The following is a 15,199-nucleotide window of genomic DNA, read 5'->3' as shown; positions in this document are numbered from 1 at the left end:
TTTCCATATCTTTGTCGTGTCTGTGACAAAAATAAAGTAATAAGATGATAAAGATTGCAAGGAGACTAACAGATTTAGTGGGGAATACCCCTTTGATGGAACTTTCCGGTTATAGCGGAAAGTACGGTCTGGAACAAAATATTATTGCCAAACTGGAGGCTTTTAATCCAGCGGGAAGTGTAAAAGACAGGGTGGCTCTTTCGATGATTGAAGATGCCGAAGCTCGGGGAGCATTGAAACCCGGTGCAACGATTATTGAGCCGACAAGTGGAAATACAGGTGTCGGGTTGGCAATGGTAGCCACTATTAAAGGGTATCACTTGATATTGACCATGCCCGAAACAATGAGCCTGGAACGGCGGAATCTGTTGAAAGCGCTGGGTGCGCAGATTGTATTGACAGACGGGTTAGGAGGGATGGCAGCTTCTATTGCCAAGGCGCAGGAGTTGCGTGATAGTATTCCCGGTTCGGTGATCTTACAACAATTTGGGAATCCGGCTAATGCGGCTGTTCATGAGCGGACGACAGGTGAAGAGATCTGGCGGGATACAGACGGTGAAGTGGCTGTTTTTGTGGCCGGAGTGGGCACCGGAGGAACGGTCTGCGGTGTAGCCCGTGCTTTGAAGAAACATAATCCGGATATTTATATTGTCGCTGTGGAACCGGCATCGTCTCCTGTATTGGCAGGAGGAGAGGCGGCTCCGCATCGTATTCAGGGTATCGGAGCGAATTTTATTCCCAAACTTTATGATGTTTCTGTGGTAGATGAAGTGATGGGGGTGCCCGATGATGAAGCGATTCGTGCGGGACGTGAGTTAGCGGCGACGGAAGGTCTGTTGGCGGGAATTTCTTCGGGAGCAGCCGTGTATGCTGCCCGTCAGCTGTCATTGCGTCCGGAATTTAAGAACAAAAAAATAGTAGCGTTGTTACCTGATACGGGAGAGCGTTATTTGTCGACCGAACTGTTTGCTTTTGACGCATATCCATTGGATTAATTCATTCATTATAAAAAGACCTGAACCATGGTAAGAATAATTATAGCTTTACTTTTTTGTTTTCCGGCTGTTGCCTTTGCACAAACTTATCAGCAATTGTCCGAGAGAGCCATTGAATGTATTGAGAAAGACAGTCTTCCCAAAGCAGAGGAACTTTTGCTTCAGGCTTTGAAGTTAGAACCGAAGAACGCTAAGAATGCATTACTCTTTTCTAACTTAGGTTTAGTCCAGCGCCGTTTGGGTGAGTTTGATAAAGCGTTGGAGTCTTATTCTTTTGCACTGAATTTTGCTCCTTTGGCAGTTCCTATTTTACTCGACCGTGCCGCCATTTATATGGAAATGGGAAAAACAGACCGTGCTTATACCGATTATTGCCAGGTGCTTGATGAGGATAAGCAGAACAAGGAAGCTTTGTTGATGCGTGCTTATATTTATGTGCTCCGCCGCGATTATCCGGCTGCGAGAATGGATTATAATCGTTTATTGGAACTTGATCCGCAGAGCTATAGCGGACGGCTGGGATTAGCTACTTTGGAGCAGAAAGAAGGAAAATTCCGGGAAGCTCTTGAAATTTTGAATAAGATGATTACGGCTACTCCTGACGATGCGACTCTTTATATTGCCCGTGCCGACGTGGAACGTGAGATGAAACACGAAGATTTGGCGTTGGTTGATTTGGAGGAAGCGATCCGGTTGGATGCTGCCTCGGCTGATGCTTATCTGCTGCGTGGGAATATCTATCTGGCACAGAAAAAGAAAGGACTTGCCAAAGCTGACTTTGAGAAAGCCATTTCATTGGGAGTGCCTCCGGCTGATTTGCACGAACAGCTTAAGCAGTGCAAGTGACGTATGATTATTCTACAAACTGCCTAATCAAATTAACGAAGTCTTTTCCGTATTTTTTCTTCTTGTATTCTCCGATACCGCTGATTTCTCCGAATTCTTCTATAGTGGTAGGACGGGAAATACTAAGCAGGTGTAATACTTTGTCTGACAAGACGATGTAGGCGGGTAGTGCCTCCTGATCGGCCAGTTGTTTCCTCAATCCGCGTAAGGCTTCGAATAAATCCTCGTTTTCTCCACCTTCCAGGCCGAAAGGAAGTACCTTTGCAACAACCACTTTTTTCTTTTTTCCTTTTTGAGTGGCGACTTCTTCGTGCCGGATGACTGCTAATGTTGCCTTAGCTCTCCCGAAGAGAATATCACTTCCGCTTGCAGTAATTTTAAGATGGTTGTTTTCGTTATAGGCTATTTCAAAGTAGCCGAGTTGCAACATCTGAAGCAGATAGTCTTGCCAGTCACGAGGAGGAATGTCGCGTCCGGCACCGAACGTTTTAAGTTCCTGATACCCTTTTCCGGTTACTTCCGCAGAATAGTTTCCACGGAGAATGTCAATCAGCAATCCTGTGCTGATTTGTTGTTCTGTACGTGCGATGGCGCTTAATGCCTTTTGCACAATGACCGTACCGTCAAATCGTTGAGGAGGATTTTTACAAACATCGCAATTACCGCAATCCTCCGTTGTTGTTTCTCCGAAATAGCTTAACAGGATTCTTCTCCGGCAAATATCGGCTTCAGCATATTGCTGCATCCGTTGTAGCTTTTCCAGATTGATGCTCTGCTGATTGCTTTCCGAAGCAAATTTAGTGAGTAATATAAGATCTCCGAGTGAATAAAATAGGACAGTACTGCTGGGCAGTCCATCCCGTCCGGCACGTCCTATTTCCTGATAAAAACTTTCTATACTTTTAGGCAGGTTATAATGTATGACCCAGCGGACATTTGATTTATCAATCCCCATTCCAAAAGCAATGGTGGCACATACTACCTGTATGCGGTCGTTAATAAAATCATTCTGTGTTTCGTCCCGGTGTTGGGTGGATAATCCGGCATGATAGACACCGCAGCGAATACCCTGCTTTTGCAACATCTGTGCGACGGTTTCTGTCTTATTTCGGCTCATACAATAAATAATCCCGCTTTCTCCCCCGTGGCGGTGAATAAATTCTAAGATAGCCTTGTTCTTCTCTTTCGCTTGAAAACCACGTTTCACAGTCAGGCTAATGTTGGGGCGGTCGAAAGATGAGATAAAGATACGGGGATGGTTGAGATGTAATTGCCGTACAATGTCTTCGCGCGTGATTTTATCCGCAGTAGCAGTTAGTGCGACAATCGGTATTTGCGGAAATTGTTGGTGAAGCACTCCCATTTGTGTGTATTCCGGACGGAAGTCATGTCCCCATTGTGAAATACAATGCGCTTCATCAATAGCAAACAGAGAGATGTTCATATCCCGCAACAAATAATCCTTTTCTGCTAAAAGTTTTTCCGGTGAAATGTAAAGCAGCTTCAGTCGTCCTTCAACACATGCGCGACGCAGTTGGACGTTTTCCGTTTCGTCATTACTGCTGTTCAGTGCCCCGGCTGCGATGCCATTTGCCAGCAATGCTTCTACCTGATCTTTCATCAATGAGATAAGTGGGGAAACGACAACGGCAGTACCTTCGCAAAGCAATGCAGGGAGTTGGTAGCAGATTGATTTTCCCCCACCAGTAGGCATTAATACCAATGCATCCTGTTTGTTTAGGATGTGGCGGATGATTTCTTCTTGCAGAGGACGGAAACTATCGTATCCGAAATATGTCTTTAGAGTTTCTCTCATTGATGCTGATTTATCCATGCTGCAAAGGTACATTTTTCTTTGGCAATTTTCATTATGTGTAGATTTCAGTTTCTGATATGAATTATAAATAAGTTAAAGTTTCTTATTATTCAACCCTATTCCCTCTTTTTCAAGGTTTTTGATTGTTTATTTAGAAAAAAATGCACAAAATAATTGTGTGTTTAAAAAAAAAGTAAGACATTTGTAACATGTTATGTTGCAAATGAGCAATAATTAACAAATGAACAAACCCTAACCAGTTAATTCAATGAGTGATTTAGAGAACAAAAAAACGGAAGAAACTCCGAAAAAACGTCCCTACAATTTGAGGGAAAAGAAAGAAAAAAAGGCTGCATACAGGTCTTTGATTAGACCGGAATTGGCAGACGAGTTGTATGACAAGATCCTGAATATCATCGTTGTACAGAAGAAGTACAAGGATCCTGATTATTCAGCTAAGGACTTGGCGAAAGAATTGAAAACGAATACTCGTTACCTTTCTGCAGTAGTAAACTCACGCTTTGGCATGAACTATTCTTGCCTGTTGAATGAATACAGAGTAAAAGATGCTTTGCATTTATTGACTGACAAACGTTATGCCGACAAAAATGTGGAAGAAATTAGTGCCATGGTTGGCTTTGCAAATCGTCAATCTTTTTACGCTGCATTTTACAAAAACGTAGGTGAGACTCCTAATGGATATCGCAAAAAACATCTCGAAAATAAGAAATAATTGCGCGTTCCGAAACTAGTCAAAAGGAATTACCTCTAAATGAAAGATTTTGGAGATAATTCCTTTTCTCATTTTAATTAATCAATACTAACATTATGAGAAAACATCTGATTTTAATGACAGTGGCCGCCACGCTCTTAACATCGTGCGGAGGAAGTAAAACAACAACTGCTGAAGCAGAAAAATTTGATTATACAGTGGAACAATTTGCTGATTTACAAATATTGCGTTATAAGGTTCCCGGATTTGAGGAACTGACGCTGAAACAGAAGGAACTGATTTATTACCTGACAGAGGCTGCTCTGGAAGGAAGGGATATTCTGTTTGACCAGAATGGAAAATATAATTTGAGAATCCGTAGGATGCTCGAAGCAGTATATACAAACTATCAGGGGGATAAAACGACGCCTGATTTTAAAAACATGGAGGTGTACTTGAAAAGGGTATGGTTCTCCAATGGTATTCATCATCACTATGGTACGGAGAAATTTGTGCCGAACTTCTCACAGGAATTCTTGAAACAGGCCGTGCTCGGTCTGGATGCCAAGTTGCTTCCGCTGGAGAAAGGGCAGACTGCCGATCAACTCTGTGCCGAGCTGTTCCCGGTGATTTTCGATCCGGCAGTTATGCCGAAGCGGGTAAACCAGGCGGATGGCGAAGATCTTGTATTGACCTCTGCTTGTAACTATTACGATGGAGTGACGCAGAAAGAGGCAGAACGTTTTTATAGTGATATGAAAGACCCGAAAGACGAAACACCGGTTTCTTACGGACTGAACAGTCGCTTGGTAAAAGAAAACGGAAAGTTGACAGAGAAGGTTTGGAAAGTAGGCGGACTCTATACACAGGCTATTGAGAAGATTGTTTATTGGCTGAAGAAAGCGGAAGGTGTGGCAGAGAGTGAGGCGCAAAAGGCCGTTATCACCAAGCTGATTCAATTCTATGAAACAGGCAATCTGAAAGATTTCGATGAATATGCTATTCTTTGGGTGAAAGACTTGGATTCACGAATAGATTTTGTGAATGGATTTACTGAAAGTTACGGCGACCCGCTGGGGATGAAAGCGAGTTGGGAATCTTTGGTGAACTTCAAAGATCTGGAATCGACACATCGTACGGAGATTATCAGCAGTAACGCGCAATGGTTTGAAGATCATTCTCCGGTTGATAAATCTTTCAAGAAAGAAAAGGTGAAAGGGGTATCGGCTAAAGTGATTACTGCTGCTATCCTTGCAGGTGATCTTTATCCGGCAACAGCTATCGGTATCAATCTGCCGAATGCTAACTGGATTCGTGCTCATCACGGCTCTAAGTCAGTAACAATCGGAAATATAACAGACGCTTATAATAAAGCTGCTCACGGAAACGGATTCAACGAAGAATTTGTTTATAGCGATGCTGAAATACAACTGATTGATGCCTATTCTGACTTAACGGACGAGCTGCATACGGACTTGCACGAATGTTTGGGACACGGTTCCGGTAAGTTGCTTCCGGGCGTAGATCCGGATGCATTGAAGGCTTATGGCTCTACCATCGAAGAGGCACGTGCTGATTTATTCGGATTGTATTATGTAGCCGATCCGAAGCTGGTGGAACTGGGATTGCTCTCTTCTCCCGATGCTTATAAGGCTCAATACTATACTTATCTGATGAACGGGTTGATGACACAACTGGTACGTATCGAACCGGGAAATAGTGTTGAAGAAGCTCACATGCGCAATCGCCAGCTGATAGCCCGTTGGGTATTTGAAAAAGGAGCTGCCGATAAAGCGGTGGAACTGGTGAAGAAAGACGGAAAGACTTATGTGGTTATCAATGACTATCAGAAGGTACGTCAGCTTTTCGGCGAATTATTAGCTGAAATTCAGCGCATCAAGTCGACTGGCGATTTTGAAGGTGCTCGTACATTGGTAGAAAACTATGCGGTAAAAGTGGATCCGGCTCTGCATGCAGAAGTTCTGGAACGCTATAAGAAGCTGAATCTAGCTCCTTACAAAGGCTTTGTGAATCCGAAATACGAACTGGTGACAGATGAAAACGGAACTGTTACAGATGTCACAGTTTCCTATGATGAAGGTTATGTAGAACAAATGCTGCGTTACAGCACTGATTATTCTCCGCTGCCTTCAATAAACAACTGATTTGAAATGGATATAAAAGAACAATTAAAAGATATCAAGACACAGCTCCGTCTCTCTATGAACGGGGCTGTGTCCCAAAGTATGCGTGAGAAAGGGCTGGTTTATAAACTCAATTTCGGAGTGGAACTGCCTCGTATCAAGATGATTGCCGAAAATTATGAGAAGAATCATGACCTGGCACAGGCTCTGTGGAAAGAGGACATTCGCGAATGTAAAATTCTGGCGGGGATGCTTCAGCCGATTGAAACGTTTTATCCTGAGATAGCCGACATTTGGGTAGAAAATATCCGGAATATCGAAATAGCCGAGCTGACTTGCATGAATCTCTTCCAGCATTTGCCGTATGCTCCGGCCAAGTCTTTTCACTGGATTGCAGATGAGCAAGAGTATATACAGACTTGCGGTTTTCTGACTGCTGCCCGTCTTCTGATGAAGAAAGGGGATATGACCGAACGCGCCTCCGGCGAATTACTCGATCAGGCAATCTGTGCTGTACATTCCGACAGTTATCATGTTCGTAACGCTGCTTTATTGGTTATCCGCAAATATATGCAGCATAGTGAAGAACATGCCTTTCAAGTATGCCGTCTGGTGGAGGGAATGGCTGATTCTACCTTGGAAGGGGAGCAGATGCTCTACAACATGGTGAAAGAAGAGACTGAAGAATAATTAACCCATTACTTATTTCTAGGAATTTCTTTTGCTTTCCGCAAAAAAGGCTTAACTTTGTTCGCGCTAATTTTGGCTGATGATGGAAACTCAAAACGTGAAAGATACAGTAAGGCAGATATTCACGGAATATCTCACGGCGAACGGGCATCGTAAGACTCCTGAACGCTACGCCATACTCGATACTATTTATTCTATCGACGGTCATTTCGATATTGACATGCTTTATTCACGGATGATGGACCAGGAGAATTTCCGGGTGAGCCGTGCAACTCTCTACAACACCATTATCCTCCTTATCAATGCACGACTGGTCATTAAGCATCAGTTTGGCACTTCTTCCCAATACGAAAAATCATATAATCGCGAGACACATCATCATCAGATATGTACTCAATGTGGTAGAGTGACCGAGTTTCAGAACGAGGAATTACAGCATGCCATTGAAAATACGAAATTGAGCCGCTTCCAGCTTTCGCATTACTCCTTATATATATATGGAGTATGTGGTAAGTGCGACAGAGCTAACAAACGGAAAAAAGTAAATAACAACAATAAAAAAGAAAAATGAAAGTAGATGTTCTATTAGGATTACAATGGGGCGACGAAGGTAAAGGAAAAGTAGTCGACGTTTTAACACCTAAGTATGATGTGGTTGCTCGTTTTCAGGGCGGCCCGAATGCCGGTCACACGCTTGAGTTCGAAGGACAGAAATATGTGCTCCGCTCTATTCCTTCCGGTATTTTTCAAGGAAACAAGGTAAACATCATCGGTAACGGTGTGGTACTTGATCCGGCATTGTTTAAGGCAGAGGCAGAAGCGCTTGAAGCATCAGGTCATCCGCTGAAAGAACGTTTGCACATTTCAAAGAAAGCTCATCTGATTCTTCCGACACACCGCATTCTGGATGCTGCCTATGAAGCAGCCAAAGGAGACGCCAAAGTAGGAACTACCGGCAAGGGTATCGGCCCTACTTATACGGATAAAGTGAGCCGTAACGGTGTTCGTGTAGGTGATATTCTTCATAATTTCGACCAGAAGTATGCTGCCGCAAAAGCTCGTCACGAACAAATTCTGAAGAGCCTGAATTATGAATACGATCTTACTGAACTGGAAAAAGCATGGTTGGAAGGTATCGAATACCTGAAACAATTCCATTTTGTAGATAGCGAACATGAAGTGAATAATCTGTTGAAAGATGGTAAGAGCGTTCTTTGTGAAGGAGCGCAGGGTACTATGCTTGATATTGATTTCGGTTCATATCCGTTCGTGACTTCTTCCAATACCGTATGTGCGGGAGCCTGCACCGGACTGGGAGTGGCGCCTAACCGTATCGGTGAAGTATATGGTATCTTCAAAGCATACTGTACTCGTGTAGGAGCAGGCCCGTTCCCATCAGAACTGTTTGATGAAACAGGTGACAAGATGTGTACTTTGGGACATGAATTCGGTTCTGTTACCGGACGTAAACGTCGTTGTGGATGGATCGACCTGGTAGCGCTGAAGTATTCCGTTATGATAAACGGGGTTACCAAATTGATTATGATGAAGAGCGATGTACTCGATACTTTCGAAACAATCAAAGCTTGTGTTGCCTACAAAGTGAATGGTGAAGAAATCGATTATTTCCCGTATGACATCACAGAAGGGGTAGAACCTGTTTATGCAGAGCTTCCGGGCTGGCAGACAGATATGACCAAGATGCAGAGCGAAGATGAATTCCCGGAAGAGTTCAACGCTTATCTGACTTTCCTGGAAGAACAACTTGGCGTAGAAATCAAGATTGTTTCTGTAGGACCGGACAGAGCACAGACGATCGAACGTTATACAGAAGAATAACCATTGATTTATTATATGGAGGAAAGGCGGAGATTGAAGAAAAACTCCGCCTTTTTTATTCAAGCCTTTGTAGTCTATTCTAAACACACAGAAAAATAATGTACGCCTTATGAAAACACGTTTTATTACTTTCCTTTTGTTGTTCGTCATGAACTTGGGAGCATTTGCACAGTCTCCTTATCAGCCTGCCGAAGAGAATCTGAAAGCACGGCAGGAATTTCAGGACAATAAGTTTGGTATTTTTCTTCATTGGGGGCTATATGCCATGCTCGCTACCGGTGAGTGGACTATGACAAACAATAATCTGAATTATAAAGAGTATGCCAAACTGGCAGGTGGATTTTATCCTTCCAAGTTTAATGCCGATAAATGGGTGGAGGCTATTAAAGCTTCGGGAGCCAAATATATCTGTTTTACTAGCCGTCATCACGAAGGTTTTTCTATGTTCGATACTAAGTATTCGGATTATAACGTAGTCAAAGCCACCCCTTTTAAAAGAGATATTGTGAAAGAACTGGCAGCTGCCTGTGCCAAGCAGGGAATCAAGCTTCATTTTTATTATTCTCATCTTGACTGGGCGCGTGAGGACTATCCCTGGGGACGTACAGGACAGGGGACGGGACGTTCGAACTCGAAAGGGGATTGGAAAAGCTATTATCAATTCATGAATAACCAGTTGACGGAGTTACTGACGAATTATGGTCCGATAGGTGCCATCTGGTTTGACGGATGGTGGGATCAACCTAAATCTTTTAACTGGGAATTACCGGAGCAGTATGCTTTGATTCATAAACTCCAACCGGGCTGCCTGGTGGGTAACAATCATCATCAGACGCCTTTTGATGGAGAAGATATTCAGATTTTCGAACGCGATCTGCCGGGTGAGAATGCTTCGGGACTTTCTGGACAGGAGGTGAGTCGCCTGCCGTTGGAAACTTGCGAAACAATGAATGGTATGTGGGGATATAAGATTACCGACCAGAATTATAAATCTACAAAGACATTGATTCACTATCTGGTGAAGGCAGCCGGTAAGAATGCCAATCTTTTGATGAATATCGGCCCTCAACCTGATGGGGAACTTCCTGCGGTAGCTGTGCAACGCTTGGCAGAGATGGGAGAGTGGATGAAACAATATGGCGAAACGATCTATGGAACACGAAGCGGCATAGTTGCTCCGCATGATTGGGGAGTGACCACACAAAAAGGAAATAAACTCTATGTACATATCCTCGACCTGAAAGATGCAGCTTTGTTCCTGCCATTGACAGGCAAGAAGGTTAAGAAAGCAGTCTTGTTTAAAGATCAGTCTCCGGTTCGTTTCACAAAGACGAAAGCTGGTGTTTTGCTCGAATTCGCCGAGGTTCCGAAAGATATTGACTATGTAGTAGAACTGACAATTGACTAATTTTTAGCTAATTCTTCATAAAAGCAAGGGGAAACTATTCTGACATTGAACGTTTCCCCTTATTTTTGGCAAACAATTTGTTTATAGATATATAGAGTAATAATTAAAATTGAAAAGTATATGATGTCTTATTGGGTATTATTTATAGGAATCGCTGTTGTCAGTTGGTTGGTACAGATGAATTTGCAAAACAAATTCAAGAAGTACTCTAAGATTCCTACAGGAAACGGAATGACAGGACGCGATGTTGCTTTGAAGATGTTGCATGACAATGGAATTTATGATGTGCAGGTTACACATACGCCGGGACGGTTGACCGACCACTACAATCCTACTAACAAAACTGTGAATTTGAGTGAAGGGGTGTATGAAAGTAACAGCATTATGGCGGCTGCCGTAGCGGCCCATGAATGTGGACACGCTGTGCAGCATGCACGTATGTACGCTCCGTTGAAGATGCGTAGTGCGCTGGTTCCGGTTGTGAACTTTGCTTCTTCCATTATGACGTGGGTATTGTTGGGTGGTATCTTGCTGATAAACTCTTTTCCGCAGTTATTGCTGGCAGGTATTATCTTGTTCGCTATGACTACATTGTTCAGCTTTATCACGCTGCCGGTGGAAATCAATGCAAGTAAACGTGCATTGGTATGGTTGAGTTCATCCGGCATTACTAATTCGTACAATCATGCGCAGGCAGAAGACGCTCTTCGTTCAGCTGCTTATACGTATGTAGTTGCTGCATTAGGTTCATTAGCAACATTGGTTTACTACATCATGATCTTCATGGGTAGAAGAGACTAAGAAATGAAAAAGGGAAAAGGCAGTTTTGCCAGCTTCCTTCTATAGAATAAAAAGGGATCCTCCGCAGTCTTTCCAAAGACTATGGAGGATTTTTTATATAGTTTGGAGGACTTGTTTGAGTGTTTCTTTACGATATTAATAGGGGATGGACACAATACGGGTGATTTTTTCAAATATATGTAAGCATTGCTCGGAAATTTGCAGTAAATTTGCGCCATTAAAATTATAAACAGTAATATTATGGCAGCAAAACCAAGTATTCCTAAAGGAACTCGTGACTTTTCGCCGGTAGAAATGGCGAAGCGTAATTATATATTCAATACGATTCGTGACGTATATCATTTGTATGGTTTCCAACAGATAGAGACTCCGTCTATGGAGATGCTTTCTACACTGATGGGAAAGTACGGCGATGAAGGGGATAAACTACTCTTTAAGATTCAAAATTCAGGAGATTACTTTTCCGGGATTACTGACGAAGAATTGTTAAGCCGTAATGCTGTCAAACTGGCAAGCAAATTTTGTGAGAAAGGTTTGCGTTATGACTTGACAGTACCTTTTGCTCGCTACGTCGTGATGCATCGTGATGAGATCACTTTCCCGTTCAAGCGCTATCAGATTCAACCGGTATGGCGTGCTGACCGTCCGCAAAAAGGACGTTATCGCGAATTTTATCAATGTGATGCTGACGTTGTAGGAAGCGATTCATTACTGAACGAAGTGGAATTGATGCAGATTGTCGATACTGTTTTCAGTCGTTTTAATATTCGTGTATGTATTAAGATAAACAACCGTAAGATTCTTTCCGGTATCGCTGAAATTATAGGTGAATCGGATAAAATCGTCGATATTACTGTAGCGATTGATAAACTGGATAAAATAGGTTTGGATAATGTAAATGCCGAACTGAAAGAGAAGGGAATCAGTGATGAGGCTATTGCCAAGTTGCAGCCGATTATTCTCCTTAGCGGTACGAATGCGGAAAAGTTGGCAACATTGAAAAATGTATTATCGGCCAGTGAAGTAGGATTGAAAGGAGTGGAAGAAAGCGAATTTATCCTGAATACATTGGAAACAATGGGCTTGAAGAATGAAATCGAGCTTGACCTGACATTGGCTCGCGGACTGAATTACTATACAGGTGCTATCTTTGAAGTGAAAGCGTTGGATGTGCAGATTGGTAGTATCACAGGTGGTGGTCGCTATGATAATCTGACCGGAGTATTTGGTATGGCAGGAGTGTCGGGAGTGGGTATCTCTTTTGGTGCAGACCGTATCTTCGATGTATTGAACCAACTTGAACTTTATCCGAAAGAAGCTGTAAATGGAACAGAACTTCTATTCATCAACTTCGGCGAAAAGGAAGCTGCATTCTCTATGGGAATTCTGTCGAAAGTGCGTGCTGCCGGTATCCGTGCCGAGATTTTCCCGGATGCAGCCAAGATGAAGAAACAGATGAGCTATGCCAATACAAAGAATATTCCGTTTGTAGCTATTGTCGGTGAGAATGAAATGAACGAAGGCAAAGCCATGTTGAAGAATATGGAGACAGGAGAACAAAATCTTGTTTCGGCAGAAGAACTGATTGCTGTTGTGAAGAAATAAGCAGAGATATTAGAAATTGTTTTTCATGGCTACTTACAGAGTAGAAAAATCAGTATATAATTTTATAACGAACCATTATAAAAATCTAAGTACATGAATAAAATTATAAGTATAATCGCTTTATTGCTCATCCTGCCTATTTTTAAAGTGGAAGCATACGATTTTGTAATTGATGAAATTACATATAATTTCACAAAAGAACATGGTACGGTTGAAGTGTCTGGGCTTCGAGAATTTTTAAATCTCGAACCTGGAGACCGAAATTCAAGTCTGCCTCTTGTGGTGAATATTCCTCCTGTCGTTACTTATAAGGATAATAAATATGACGTTGTTAGCATTGGATATGCTGCATTTCAAGGGTGTAGAAAAGTTACTGAAATAAAAATACCATCGACAGTTCGAGAGATTGGAGAATTTGCTTTTGAAAATTGTTCCAAACTTGAAATTATCAACATACCTGATTCCGTAAAGATGATTGGGCGATGTACTTTTTATAATTGTAGCGGTCTAAAGAAAGTTATATATGGGAGTGTCATAGTTCCTGAAAAAACATTTTATGGATGTTCGTCCTTGACCGAGGTGAAGTTATTAGATTCAGTAAAGTTTATTGGAGAAGAAGCGTTTGAATCATGCACATCACTTGTATCAATTGATTTACCGTATTTAGTAGAGGAAATTGGGAAACGAAGTTTTAGAGGATGTACCTCATTAAGTAATATAAATTTTCCTTTGTCTTTAAGGAAAATTGGGGCAAATGCCTTTCAAGGATGTATAAATCTCAAAAAGGTAGAATTGCCTAAAAGGCTGGAACAGTATAGGTACGATTTTGAAGATACTACAAAATTTAAGTGGATTAAATAGTAATTATATATTCGTGAATAAGAGACAATTTCTTAGGGAAAACTGCCATATAGGACGGTGGAGTCTCAATGCGTTCACTATAAAACTATGAGTGTGGAATCAATTCTTAGCATTACAGCTAGCCTTATTGCCATTGGCGGTTTAGTGTATGCAGGTTATCAAAGGTGTAAGAAGAAAAGTCTGTCAACGTTGATGACCGAGCTTGTTGCTAAAAATACATCTGTAAAAGGTCAGCAGGCAATCCTTCAAAAAATCAGCAGAAACCTCTATTTAAGTGGGAAAGGATTGTCAATCGGCTATATCAGGAATTTCTCCGTCAGTGGCAGATCGAAAGAGGTTATATTTCAAGATATATGTTTGAAAAATAACATTGAACCGACTGTGGAACTGTGTAAACGGATGTTGACGTATGACGTTCCCTCATTTCGTGCGAAATGGAATGAACAGCACATTGAAAATATAAATAAACCTGCGCAATCAATGACCCAATTGTTGGTGGAACAACCTATCACGAACGGTAAACGACAGATTGTCTACTTATCTGCATTGTTTCAGGAAAAATATCCTGAAACGTATAAAAGGCTGACGGATATTTTGGATAAGCATAATGTCGGGTATGCTTTACTCAAAGCAACACGCGATATATGGTGTCGTGATTATATGCCGGTACAGACGGCAAGTGGCAAACTTATTCAGTTCAAATATGACCCTTCATATTTGAAGAACAATGAAAAATACGAGGCATCACGTTCTAATGTATGTGAAGTATGTAAAGCAAATGGTATTAAACCGACTTTCTCAGACATCAATCTTGATGGTGGAAATGTCCTTATTTGTGGCAACCGTGCTATCATCTCTGATCGTGTGTTTAGTGAAAATCCTGGTAGAAAAGAGGAAGATTTGAAAGCCGAACTTAGCCGCCTACTTGAAGCCGAGATAATAATTATTCCAGCGCAGAAAGACGATTTCACAGGTCATGCAGATGGTATGGTTCGCTTCGTCAACTGCGATACAATTCTCGGTAATGACCGTGCTGAAGAATTCAAGTATTGGCGCGAGAAGATGGATAAAGTAATCAGCACTTATCACCTACAATATATTGATGTGCCATTTTTTTATGGCTACAAAGATAAAGCACATCCCGAACATGCAATTGGGATATATGTCAATTACCTTGAAGTTGAGAATCTGATTGTAGTTCCCGTGTTCGGTGTTCCCGGAAATAAGGATGCCGAAGCTGTTGTGAAAATCAAAGAAATCTTTCCTGATAAAATAGTTGAAACAATTGACTACAATGAGGTAGCTTTGGAAGGTGGTCTTCTCAATTGCACTACATGGACGTTGAATAGTTTTCAATGATAAAGATGGGTAGGTCGCTTTCGACACCTTAATCCTGATTGAATAATTTTGAGCAGAGAATATCTTCTCGGATTTTGTAATAGTTTACTTATTTCTAAAGAAATAAATGACAAGATCCTGAGT

Annotated in this window: 13 protein-coding genes; 12 read left to right on the top strand and 1 reads right to left on the bottom strand. The window is 41.9% G+C overall.

The window, feature by feature from the left end; translation table 11 throughout:
• The first annotated feature begins 44 nt into the window (after positions 1-44).
• Together cysK and KSX81_RS05320 are read left to right on the top strand one after the other, a co-directional pair.
• Positions 45-995, top strand: a complete 951-nt coding sequence (gene cysK / locus KSX81_RS05325) for a cysteine synthase A (protein WP_195355926.1) — start codon at positions 45-47, stop codon at positions 993-995.
• A gap of 27 nt (positions 996-1,022) precedes the next feature.
• Positions 1,023-1,841 carry a tetratricopeptide repeat protein gene (locus KSX81_RS05320; RefSeq protein ID WP_217725988.1) on the top strand — a complete coding sequence of 273 codons (819 nt, stop codon included), beginning with the start codon at positions 1,023-1,025 and terminating at the stop codon, positions 1,839-1,841.
• Between the two features lie 7 nt (positions 1,842-1,848).
• On the opposite strand, the gene recQ is transcribed toward KSX81_RS05320, so the two are convergent.
• Positions 1,849-3,657 (bottom strand): DNA helicase RecQ, encoded by a 1,809-nt coding sequence (recQ, locus tag KSX81_RS05315; RefSeq protein ID WP_044918788.1) that lies wholly within the window; start codon positions 3,655-3,657, stop codon positions 1,849-1,851.
• A gap of 268 nt (positions 3,658-3,925) precedes the next feature.
• On the opposite strand from recQ, the gene KSX81_RS05310 reads away from it, so the two are divergent.
• From KSX81_RS05310 to KSX81_RS05265, 10 genes are all read left to right on the top strand, one after another.
• Positions 3,926-4,390, top strand: coding sequence for a helix-turn-helix domain-containing protein (locus KSX81_RS05310; protein ID WP_004301101.1), 465 nt, complete (start codon positions 3,926-3,928; stop codon positions 4,388-4,390).
• 95 nt (positions 4,391-4,485) lie between these two features.
• Entirely contained in the window at positions 4,486-6,534 is a 2,049-nt protein-coding gene (locus tag KSX81_RS05305; protein WP_004301099.1) for a dipeptidyl-peptidase 3 family protein, read from the top strand.
• Positions 6,535-6,540: 6 nt separating this feature from the next.
• The gene (locus tag KSX81_RS05300; RefSeq protein ID WP_004301097.1) at positions 6,541-7,203 is read left to right on the top strand and encodes a DNA alkylation repair protein; all 663 of its coding nucleotides are present in this window, start codon (positions 6,541-6,543) and stop codon (positions 7,201-7,203) included.
• Positions 7,204-7,285: 82 nt separating this feature from the next.
• Complete coding sequence (locus KSX81_RS05295) at positions 7,286-7,774, top strand: Fur family transcriptional regulator (protein WP_004307184.1); 489 nt, start codon at positions 7,286-7,288, stop codon at positions 7,772-7,774.
• Positions 7,771-9,042, top strand: a complete 1,272-nt coding sequence (locus tag KSX81_RS05290; RefSeq protein ID WP_004301093.1) for an adenylosuccinate synthase — start codon at positions 7,771-7,773, stop codon at positions 9,040-9,042. Before KSX81_RS05295 ends, KSX81_RS05290 begins: the two co-directional genes overlap by 4 nt.
• 109 nt (positions 9,043-9,151) lie before the next feature.
• A complete protein-coding gene (locus tag KSX81_RS05285) occupies positions 9,152-10,450 on the top strand; it encodes an alpha-L-fucosidase (RefSeq protein WP_004301091.1) in 1,299 nt (432 codons plus the stop codon).
• A 120-nt stretch (positions 10,451-10,570) separates the two neighbouring features.
• Positions 10,571-11,251 (top strand): zinc metallopeptidase, encoded by a 681-nt coding sequence (locus tag KSX81_RS05280; protein WP_004301089.1) that lies wholly within the window; start codon positions 10,571-10,573, stop codon positions 11,249-11,251.
• Between the two features lie 240 nt (positions 11,252-11,491).
• Positions 11,492-12,856, top strand: a complete 1,365-nt coding sequence (gene hisS, locus KSX81_RS05275) for a histidine--tRNA ligase (RefSeq protein ID WP_004301086.1) — start codon at positions 11,492-11,494, stop codon at positions 12,854-12,856.
• 93 nt (positions 12,857-12,949) lie between these two features.
• Positions 12,950-13,717: a leucine-rich repeat domain-containing protein gene (locus KSX81_RS05270; RefSeq protein ID WP_217725987.1), complete on the top strand. Its 768-nt coding sequence runs from the start codon at positions 12,950-12,952 to the stop codon at positions 13,715-13,717.
• Between the two features lie 87 nt (positions 13,718-13,804).
• Complete coding sequence (locus tag KSX81_RS05265; RefSeq protein ID WP_004301081.1) at positions 13,805-15,076, top strand: agmatine deiminase family protein; 1,272 nt, start codon at positions 13,805-13,807, stop codon at positions 15,074-15,076.
• The last annotated feature ends 123 nt before the right edge of the window (positions 15,077-15,199 follow it).

The sequence above is a fragment of the Bacteroides sp. MSK.18.37 genome (assembly GCF_019129155.2).
Lineage (GTDB): Bacteria > Bacteroidota > Bacteroidia > Bacteroidales > Bacteroidaceae > Bacteroides > Bacteroides ovatus.
Note: the sequence above shows the minus strand (reverse complement) of the source record. Positions and strands in the feature narration are given on the sequence as shown.